At 72.2% G+C, this 9810-nt stretch carries 6 protein-coding genes; 3 read left to right on the top strand and 3 right to left on the bottom strand.

Annotated elements, in window-relative coordinates; genetic code table 11:
* Window positions 1–312: 312 nt before the first annotated feature.
* Both ACWCQM_RS40615 and ACWCQM_RS40610 read right to left on the bottom strand, forming a co-directional pair.
* Window positions 313–2373 carry a sigma-70 family RNA polymerase sigma factor gene (locus ACWCQM_RS40615; RefSeq protein WP_450920082.1) on the bottom strand — a complete coding sequence of 687 codons (2061 nt, stop codon included), beginning with the start codon at window positions 2371–2373 and terminating at the stop codon, window positions 313–315.
* Between the two features lie 546 nt (window positions 2374–2919).
* Window positions 2920–3729 (bottom strand): TetR/AcrR family transcriptional regulator, encoded by an 810-nt coding sequence (locus ACWCQM_RS40610; RefSeq protein WP_450920081.1) that lies wholly within the window; start codon window positions 3727–3729, stop codon window positions 2920–2922.
* Between the two features lie 338 nt (window positions 3730–4067).
* Here ACWCQM_RS40610 and ACWCQM_RS40605 point away from each other — a divergent pair, with 338 nt between their 5' ends.
* Together ACWCQM_RS40605 and ACWCQM_RS40600 are read left to right on the top strand one after the other, a co-directional pair.
* A complete protein-coding gene (locus ACWCQM_RS40605) occupies window positions 4068–5504 on the top strand; it encodes an NAD(P)/FAD-dependent oxidoreductase (protein WP_450920080.1) in 1437 nt (478 codons plus the stop codon).
* A gap of 324 nt (window positions 5505–5828) precedes the next feature.
* The gene (locus ACWCQM_RS40600) at window positions 5829–7475 is read left to right on the top strand and encodes an ATP-binding SpoIIE family protein phosphatase (RefSeq protein ID WP_450920079.1); all 1647 of its coding nucleotides are present in this window, start codon (window positions 5829–5831) and stop codon (window positions 7473–7475) included.
* A gap of 7 nt (window positions 7476–7482) precedes the next feature.
* Here the strand turns inward: ACWCQM_RS40600 and ACWCQM_RS40595 are convergent, their stop codons facing one another.
* Window positions 7483–8778, bottom strand: coding sequence for an MFS transporter (locus tag ACWCQM_RS40595; protein ID WP_450920083.1), 1296 nt, complete (start codon window positions 8776–8778; stop codon window positions 7483–7485).
* A gap of 142 nt (window positions 8779–8920) precedes the next feature.
* Here ACWCQM_RS40595 and ACWCQM_RS40590 point away from each other — a divergent pair, with 142 nt between their 5' ends.
* Window positions 8921–9478, top strand: a complete 558-nt coding sequence (locus ACWCQM_RS40590; protein WP_073751075.1) for a MarR family winged helix-turn-helix transcriptional regulator — start codon at window positions 8921–8923, stop codon at window positions 9476–9478.
* The last annotated feature ends 332 nt before the right edge of the window (window positions 9479–9810 follow it).

Raw genomic sequence — 9810 nt, 5'->3', positions numbered from 1 at the left:
GCGGTGCGGGCGGGGCGGGGACCTCTCCGGCAGCTGAGCGGTGCGGGCGGGGCGGGGACCTCTCCGGCAGCTGAGCGGTGCGGGCGGGGCGGGGACCTCTCCGGCAGCTGATTGGTGCGGGCGGGGCGGGGACCTCTCCGGCAGCTGATTGGTGCGGGCGGGGCGGGGACCTCTCCGGCAGCTGATCCGCTCCGCTTGTCACGGGTGGCCTCGGCGGCAGTTGATCCGTGACTTCGCTCGACACGGGTGATCGGTACGGGTGATCGGTACGGGTGATCCGTACGGGTGATCCGTACGGGTGGGGCAGGGATTTCAGCGGCAGCTGATCCGTGACTCCGCCCAGTCGGCCAGGGCGACTCCACCGAGCGGCCCCGAGGGTTCCACGACGAGCCGGATCGTCTCCTGGCCCTCGATGCCGACGCTCAGCGGCGCGGCAGGCTCGCCGCCCCGCATCACGGGTGACTGCCACAGCCGGGCCCCGCCGTCGTCGTACACCGAGAAGCGCACGGCGCCGAGCCCCATGGTCATGTCGTCGACGCCGACCATCGCCTCGTAGCGGGTGCACGGCCGGTTCAGCTGGACGGTGACCGACGAGCGGGAGTGCGCGGTGACACCGTGGGCGTACGTCGTGGAGCCGATCGACAGCCCGTCGCGCTGCCAGAACAGACCGCTACTCCGGCCGAGAAGGATCTCGGGCCCGGTGTGATCGCCCGCCACGGAGTAGGCCAGTTCGTTCACCTGGTAGACCTCCGGCGCGGGCGGCGGCGGGGTCGGCGTCGGTGTGGGGGTGGGCTCGGGCGGTGCCGGCTCCGCGGTGCTGGGCTCTGGTTCGGGTGTGGGCTCGGGGGCGGGCGGCTCGGGCGTGGGGGTCGGAGTGGGCGTGGGAGTCGGCTCCGGAGCGGGCGGCGGTGCCGGCGCGGGCGAGGCGGGTGGGGGCGGTGTCGGCTCCGGAGGGGAGGAGGGCGAGGGGGGGAGCGGGGCCGCGACCGGCGGCTTGGCCACCGGAGGCGCCTCCGGAGCAGGCCGGTCGTCACCGGCCATGGCCCACACCAGTCCGGCCGCGGCGGCCACGGCCAGCGTCGCGGCGATCCCGGCCTTCACCGGGGTGCCGAGACCTTCCGAGGCCGCAGCGCCACCCGCCGCCGTACCGCCTCCGGAGGACGCGCTTCCGGTGGCCGCGGCGGCGGCTCCCGCACTGGCCGCCCCCGCCGCACCGGCGGCGCCGCCCGCGACGAGGCCGGCCGCCTTGACCGTGTAGCCGGCCGCGAACCAGCCGATGACGGCGATCGGCAGCAGCGCCGGGATACCGGCGTTGACCCGCTCCAGCTCACCGGCGGCGACCCGGCACTTCGCGCACTCGTCCAGATGCTTGCGCAGCCCGCGTTCGGCCCGGGTGCGCAAGCCACCGCGCGCATGGGCGCCGAGCCGGTCGGCGTACTGCGCGCAGTCTCCGCCCGCCGTCAGCGACTGGCTCACATGAGCCTGGAGATAGGCCTGCTTGAGCCCTTCGCGGGCCCGGACGGCAAGGACCGCCGTGGCATTGGCCGTCAGGCCGAAGAGCGGGGCGACCTCGCTCGGCGACTCCTCCTCCACGGTGGTGTGCCACAGCACGGCCTGCCAGCGCTCCGGCAGGCTGCGGAACGCCTGCATCGCCATCGACCGGTCCGCCTCGTGCATGGCCAGCACATCGGCGCCGAGATCGAGGGTGTCGGACTCCGACATCTCGGCGGAACGGGTCGCCTGGGCGGCGAACACCGCGAAGTCGTCGACCAGATGCTCGCGCTTCGCGCTCTTCGTCCAGGCGGCGGCGACGTGCCGGACGGCGGTCATGAGGTAGGCCCGGACGGCCTCCTGCGGCCCCTTCCCGCCCCGGACCGCCTGCAAGGTCCGCGCGAACACCTCGGCCGTCAGGTCGTCGGCGGTGTCCGCGTCCCGGCAGCAGGTACGGGCATAGCGGCGCACGGCACCGCTGTGGCGGCGGAACAGCACTTCGTACGCCTGGTCGTCGCCCGCGCGCATGCCTTCGATCAACTGGGCGTCGGACGGCCCGAGATCGGCGGAGCCGGAGCGCCCCTCGCGCTGGAGAGGGACGGCGTACGCGGGGTCGCCCCCGGTCCCGGTCCCTGTCCCGCTGCCGGGCTCGGGCGGCGCCTCTTCGCCGGCGGCCGCCGGCCAGGGTCCGGGCAGCACGGTGCCGCCCTCGGCGTCGTCGTCCGGCTGCTCGGGTGCCGGACGGCCGGGCTGCGGCAGCCGCCCCGCCTCCAGGCTCGCCGTCCGAGCCGCGGGCGGACCGTCGGGCTCGCTGCCCGTGCCGTCCTTGCCCGTGGCCGTGATGCCGTCGGCCGGCTCTTCCTGCTGCGCGTCACCGCTCATCGCGGAAGCCCCCGTATGCACCCTCGGACCCGTAATACCGGGGCCAGAGTGCCACAGCGGCCTACTGGGGCGAACCCGGGGCAGGGAAGCAACCACTCGTCCGGGGTGTCTTCCCCTGCCGGAGGGTGCGAGATCACTCCAACGGGGAAGGAGTAACAGCCCCTGCTCGCACGGACGTCCGGCCGAGGACCTCGCCTCCGACCACCCTGCGGGACCCGCACACAGCGCGTGCCCGGGCCGTACGGGGCTCCAGCGCCGCCCGGCTCATGACGCCCGACCGACGCAGGACCGGCATCGGACGTGCCGCCCGGAGCTGGACCCGCACGGGCCGAAGGGCCGTTGCCCTGTACGAGCCAAGGACACCGGGCCCACGCGCACCGAGAGACCCGGGGGTATGCCGATCGGGACCCCCGGAACGGCCGGGACCACGCAGTCCCGTGTACCCGAACCCCACGCAGCCCTGAGCCGAGCCACACGCCGACCGGAACGCCGCGACACCCGCGCCCCGCGCCGACGGCGCGACCGCGCCCTACGCCGACCCGCGCCCTACACAGGCCGCGACCGCAGGCCCTCCAGCAGGATGTCCAGCAGCCGTGACGAGGCGGCAGCCTGGTGCGCCGGGTCCGGCAGGGCCGGTGCTGCCGTGGCGATGACCAGCAGCACATCGCCCACCGTCACATCGCCCCGCAGCTCACCCGACTCACGGGCCCGGTCGACCAGCCGGCCCACGACCTCCAGCAGCTCGGTGGCCCCGGGGTCGTCGTGGAGGCCCTCCTCCGCGTCCGAACGCTGTCCGGCGACCCGGAGGCCGGGCTGTGCCACCCCCTGCCGCTGGTGCGGGACACGGGTCTCGCCGTCGGCCGCGATGGCGCCCGGTATCGCTGCCTGCTCGTCGGAGCCCGCACCGACGCGCAGCACCTGCGGCGGCAGCAGCCGGCCCGCGCCCGATGCCACCGAGGTCCGCAGGAAGCGGGAGAGCGCGGACCACGGCTCGTCCTCCTGCCCGAGCGCCGTACGCGCCTGGTCGGTGAGGCGCGACGTCTCTTCCTCGGCTATCCGGCGTACCAGCACGTCCTTGCTGGGGAAACGCCTGTAGACCGTGCCGACGCCCACCCGTGCGCGGCGCGCCACGTCCTCCATCGGCGCCCCGTAACCCAGCTCGCCGAACACCTCACGCGCGGCGCGCAGGACGTGTTCGAGATTGCGCTGCGCGTCCACGCGGAGCGGCGCCGAGCGACTCGTGTCCCCCGAGGCCCCCGCCGTCGCGACCGTACCGACCGTGCCCATGGCCGTCAGACGCCCGTGGCCCTCGGCGGAGGCGACAGCGCTCGGCCCATGCAAATCCTGAATGTGCATAACTTCCCCCGGTTATGACGTCTCCCCCCGGAGACTTCCCCACCTGTCCGCCGGTGTGTGGATCTTCGTCCGATTCCGACACCCCGACGGGATACGAACATAGTTGAGCCCGGGTCAATTCAGAAGGGGGTAGTTCCGCACGGAGCGCCCCCCGATCGGAGCAAGGACCGGTTGGACCCTGATTCGGCCCCCGCGCGGTCGCCCTCCCGGCGTACCTGACCTGCGCAGCTCCGGATTCCGTCGCCGGCCGTGCCCCGCCCGGTGATCGAAGAGCTCCGGTCACACAATTTGCCGGGCCTGTGGACAAACACAGGACTCCGTTGCGTCATGGGATGGTGATGGCACCAGATTCCCGGGGGACGTCCCTCGGCACCCGGCCAAGTGTGCGCATTCTCGTCGTCGGCGGCGGCTACGTAGGGATGTACACCGCGCTTCGTCTCCAGCGGAAGCTGCGGGAGAGACTGAAAAGCCGCGAGGCCGAGATCGTGGTGGTCACGCCCGAGCCCTACATGACGTATCAGCCGTTCCTCCCCGAGGCGGCCGCCGGTTCGATCTCGCCGCGTCACGTCGTCGTGCCTCTGCGCCGCGTCCTCAGGAACTGCACGATCGTGATCGGCGAGGCGGAGCGGATCGACCACGCCAAGCGCACCGCGACGGTCACCACGCCGGCCACCGGCGAGGACGGCACAGGCGCCCTGGAGATCCCGTACGACGAGCTCGTTCTCGCGCCCGGATCCGTGTCACGCACCCTGCCGGTCCCCGGCCTCGCCGACTTCGGCATCGGCTTCAAGACCGTCGAGGAGGCCATCGGCCTGCGCAACCACGTCATCGAGCAGATGGACATCGCCTCGGCGACCCGGGACCCGGCGATCCGCGACGCGGCCCTCACCTTCGTCTTCGTGGGCGGCGGATACGCCGGTGTCGAGGCGCTCGCGGAGCTGGAGGACATGGCCCGCTACACCTCGCGGTACTACCACAACATCAAGCCCACGGACCTGAGTTGGATCCTCGTCGAGGCGACGGACCGCATCCTCCCGGAGGTCGGCGAGGCGATGGGGAAGTACGCGGTCAGGGAACTGCGGGGCCGCAACATCGACGTACGGCTCGACACCCGGCTCGACAGCTGTGAGGGCAGGGTCGCGGTGCTCAGCGACGGGTCGCGCTTCCCGACCCGCACCCTGGTGTGGACGGCGGGGGTGAAGCCCGCGCCGGTCCTCGCGGCCACCGACCTCCCCCTCACCGAGCGCGGCAGGATCCGCTGCACCGCCGCGCTCCGTGTCGACGGTGTCGAACACGCCTGGGCGGCGGGCGACGCGGCGGCCGTACCCGACCTCACCTCGTCCGAACCGGGCACGGAGACCGCGCCCAACGCCCAGCACGCGGTGCGCCAGGCCAAGGTGCTCGCCGACAACGTCGTCGCGGCCCTCGCCGGGCGGCCGACCGAGGACTACCGGCACTCCTACGCCGGATCGGTCGCCTCCCTCGGCCTGCACAAGGGCGTCGCGCATGTCTACGGGCGCAAGCTCAAGGGGTATCCGGCCTGGCTGATGCACCGCGTCTACCACCTGAGCCGCGTGCCCACCTTCAACAGGAAGGCGCGGGTCCTCGCCGAGTGGACGCTGGCCGGCCTCTTCAAGCGCGAGATCGTCTCCCTCGGTTCGCTCGAACACCCGCGCGCCGAATTCGCCCTCGCCGCCGGTGGACACGCACAGCCGCAACAGCCCCCGGGGGACCCCCGCCCGAAGGAGGACGGCCCGCCGGACGCCTCGGACTGATCCGCCACGTCCAGCGCAGCGGCTTCCCCTGGAAAACGGCCGTAATTCAGCGGTCGGACCGGCAGCCGTACGGCAACTGTCAGTACGGTCGGTCACACTGGCCGTGTGACCATAGGTGGGTCCACACCTGCGCAGAGTGACCCGGCCGGTAGTCACCTACAGTGACCGCCAGCGAGATCAACCGCACGAGGCCCGGCTGCGCACGGTCGGGAGACCGGCACCGGCACCCCGACCGGGGGAGAAGCACCCGGGGACCGGCAGAGGACCAGCAGACGAAGCAGCTCGCCCGAGCGGACCAGACCGACACACGAGGCCAGAAAATCCGTGAACTTCACGCGCTGGAGTGCCCGCCTTCCCGGAACGCAGCGTCGAGCCGCCGCACGGGACGACCACAGTTCCGTACCCGCCGCCCGCGCCGAGTCCGGAGCCACGCCCCCGGGCGACACCTCGGAACTCTCCGCGCCCGTGTCCGGGCCCTCCCTGGAAGGCATCTCGGCCCGCGAGCTCCTCGGCCGGCTCCCCGCCCCCGTCGCCCTGCTGCACGGTCCCGAGCACCGCATCACCTACGTCAACGCCGCCTACGTCTCGGCCTTCGGACCCCGCCCGTGCGGCACACCCGCCGCCGAGGCGATGCCCGAGCTGGCCGAGCTCAGCCTGCTGCCCCTCATGGACCAGGTCCTGCGCAGCGGCACCCCCCGCACGGTCAAGTCCCGCAAGGTCCGCGCGGGAAGCTCGTACACCGTGACCTGCACCCCCGTCGCCACCGGAGACCCGGAGGGCGAAGCGGGTGTCCTCGTCTACGCCACCGATGTCACCGACCACGCAGAGGCGGCGGAGCGGCTCCGCGCCAGCGAACGCCGCCACCGCGAAACCGCCGTGACCCTCCAGCGCTCCCTGCTCCCGCAGGACCTCGAACAGCCGGACGACCTGCGCATCGCGGCGACGTACCAGCCGGGCGGCACGGACGCGGCGGTGGGCGGCGACTGGTACGACGTCATCACCCTGGGCGCCGGCCGCACCGCGCTCGTCATCGGCGATGTGATGGGGCGCGGTGTGCGCGCCGCCGCCGTCATGGGCCAGCTGCGCACCGCGGTCCGCGCCTACGCCCGCCTCGACCTGCCGCCCCACGAGGTGCTCCAGCTCCTCGACGTCCTCGCCGCCGAGATCGACGCCAGCCAGATTGCCACCTGCGCCTACGCCGTCCACGACCCCAACGAGGGCCACCTCGTCTACGCCTCCGCGGGCCACCTCCCGATCCTCGTGTGCGACGAGGACGGCACGGTCCACCGAGCCGAGGACCCGACCGGGCCGCCCCTCGGCACCGGCGGCTGGGTCCACACATCGGGGACGATCGCCCTGCCGCCCGGGTCCACGGCGGTCCTCTACACGGACGGCCTGGTCGAGCGCCGCAGCGAGGACATCGACGAGGGCGTCGCCTCCCTGGAGCGGGCCCTGTCCGGCGCCAAGGGATCACCGCAGGTGGTCTGCGACCGGCTCATCCGTTCCCTGGGAGTGACCGCGGAGCACGACGACGACGTCGCCGTGCTCGTCGTCCAGCACCCCGCGCGTACGGGCACGAGCGCCGAGCTCTTCCACAACGCCTCGCTCGAACTGCTCGGCGGAATCGAGGCGGCGCCCCGCGCCCGCGCCTTCGCCACGGGCGTGCTGGCGTCCTGGCGCTTTCCCATGGAGCTCTGCGACCTGGGCGTCCTGGCCGCGAGCGAGCTCGTGGCGAACTCCCTCCAGCACGGCACCCCGCCCATGCGCCTCGGCCTGCGCCGGACCGACCGACGGCTGATCATCGAGGTGACGGACGGGGACGACCACCTGCCGCGCAGACGCCGCGCCGAACCGGCGGACGAGGCGGGGCGCGGCATCTCCATCGTCGCGAGCATCGCCTCGTCCTGGGGCAGCAGGCGCACTCCCGGGGGCGGCAAGGCCGTCTGGTGCGAGTTCGCCCTTCCCGGCTGAACGGACCTCAGCGGACGGCGGTCGGAGCGGCGGCCGGTTCGCTCTCCGGCAGCGACACGGCGACCACCCGGGACGGCGCCGCGGCGAGCGGTGCGTCCTGTACGGGGGTGAGCTGACGGCCCAGTTTCAGGGCCAGCACGGTGATGCCCAGCGAGAACAGCACGAAGGTCACGATGTACGGCCCGTGCAGGGTGGCCCCCATGGGCCCGCCCACCGCCGGCCCCACGGCCAGAGCCAGCTGCTTCACCAGGGCGAACGCCGAGTTGTACTGACCGACCATCGACTCGGGCGCCAGATCGGCGACCAGCGGGGCGACCGTCGGCGACAGCATCGACTCGCCGAGACCGAAGAGGGCGTACGTCGAGATCATCGCGGCCGTCGCCATGGTCTGGCTGCCGTGTCCGAGACCCGCGTACCCCGCCACGATCCAGGCGAACGCCCAGATCAGACCGACCCAGGCGATGACCCGGCTGCGCCGCCGACGCTCCACGAGACGGAGCACGACGAACTGCGCGACGACGATGACCGCGGTGTTGGCGGCCAGTGCGATGCCCAGGGTCGAGGGCTCGATCCCCGCGGCCTCGGTCCCGTAGGCGGCGAGACCGGACTCGAACTGTCCGTAGCAGGCGAAGAAGATGACGAAGCCCAGCACGCACAGCTGCACCATCGCCTTGTGGGAGAGCAGCACGCGCAGTCCGCCCTTGGGCGCGGCGCCGTCGGCGGGCGGGGTGGCCGGGAGGGACGGCGCACGGGGCATGCGGACCGTGGCCGCGACGGCTCCGAGCACCAGGAACATCGCCGCCTCGATCAGGAACAGCATGGTGAAGCTCGACGGCCGGTCGACGTCCACCAGCTGGCCGCCGACCAGACCACCGACGCCGAGGCCGAGGTTCTGCAGGAAGAACTGCATGGCGAAGGCGCGGGTACGGGTCGCCGCGGTAGAGCACCACACCAGCATCGTGGCGAGCGCGGGCTGCATGACGGCGGTGCCCGCACCGAGGACGACGGCGGAGAGGACCGCGGCCGTCACGCTGTCCGAGACCCCCAGGGCGCCGGCACCCACCGCGGCGGCACCGGCGGCGACGATCAGCACGGGCAGGGGCCCGCGCCGGTCGATGGCCCGGCCCGTGAACGGCAGCACGGCCAGCGCGGCCATGGCGAAGACAGCCAGCACGACACCCGCCGTACCGGCACCAAGATCCCGTACCTGCGCCACGTAGACGTACAGATACGGGACGGTGAACCCGAGGCCGAACGCGCTCAGCGCGCTGCCCAGCTGGATCCGCCGCATCGCTGCACCCATCTCCCTGGTCACACTCACCTACCTCAAGACATGAAGAACTTTGAAGAACACAGACCCGTAGACTTTAGCACTAAAATTAGATGCTGAAGTCTTGAGCCCGAAGGACTTCGAAGGCGATGGTGAGCGTGCGATACTGCCCGCCATGTCTGACACCACCGAGCAGCCCGAGCTCCAGGAGCCGAGCCTCGACGAGCAGATCGCGGCCTACCAGCGCGAGTTCCAGGACCTCGACCCGCAGGTCGAGCAGATCGTCTCGGCGCTGGGCCGTCTGAACCGCCGGATGAACGTGGCGTACGGCAGACAGGTGGCGACCCTCGGCATCAGCAACGCCGAGTGGGAGGTCCTCAAGACCCTGGTCCTGGCCGGCACCCCTTACCGACTGGGTCCCGGCGAGCTCGCCAAGCGCCTCGGGCTCACCCCGGCCGCGATGACCCACCGCATCGACCGCATGGCGGGCGAAGGGCTGGTCACGCGGGACCGGGACGAGAACAACCGCGTACGCGTCATCGTCGAGCTGACCGACGAGGGGCGTACGAAATGGCTCGAGGCGATGCGCATGGCCAGCACCTTCGAGGAGGACCTCCTCCAGGACCTCTCGGGTGACGAGCGCGGAGCGCTCGGCGAGATCCTGATCCGCCTCCTGCGCCGGGTGGAGCACGAGCAGCCGGACGCCGGCGGAAGGCTCACCGACCTGGACTGACGGCGCCAGGGGAGGGGTTGACACGCACCTCTCGCGTCCGTAAGGTTCTTCGAGTTGTCCCGGAGCCGGTACGGTCCGGAGGCAGCCGATCCCGCCGCGAATGCGGCAACCAAACTCAGCACGATCTCCCACCGGGGAGAATTTCGGCGTGCCCGGAATTCAATTCGAAGGCTCGATTATGAGCTGCCGGGAGAATCCGCTAGAGTTTGAGCGTCGGAACGGCCCAACGGCCGGGAGGACAAACCCCGCTGACTGGGAATCAGGCCCGAAAGGATCTGATAGAGTCGGACTCGCCGGAAAGGGAAACGCGAAAGCGAAGAACTGGAAAGCGA

This window comes from Streptomyces sp. NPDC002125, from assembly GCF_053593715.1.
Note: the sequence above shows the minus strand (reverse complement) of the source record. Positions and strands in the feature narration are given on the sequence as shown.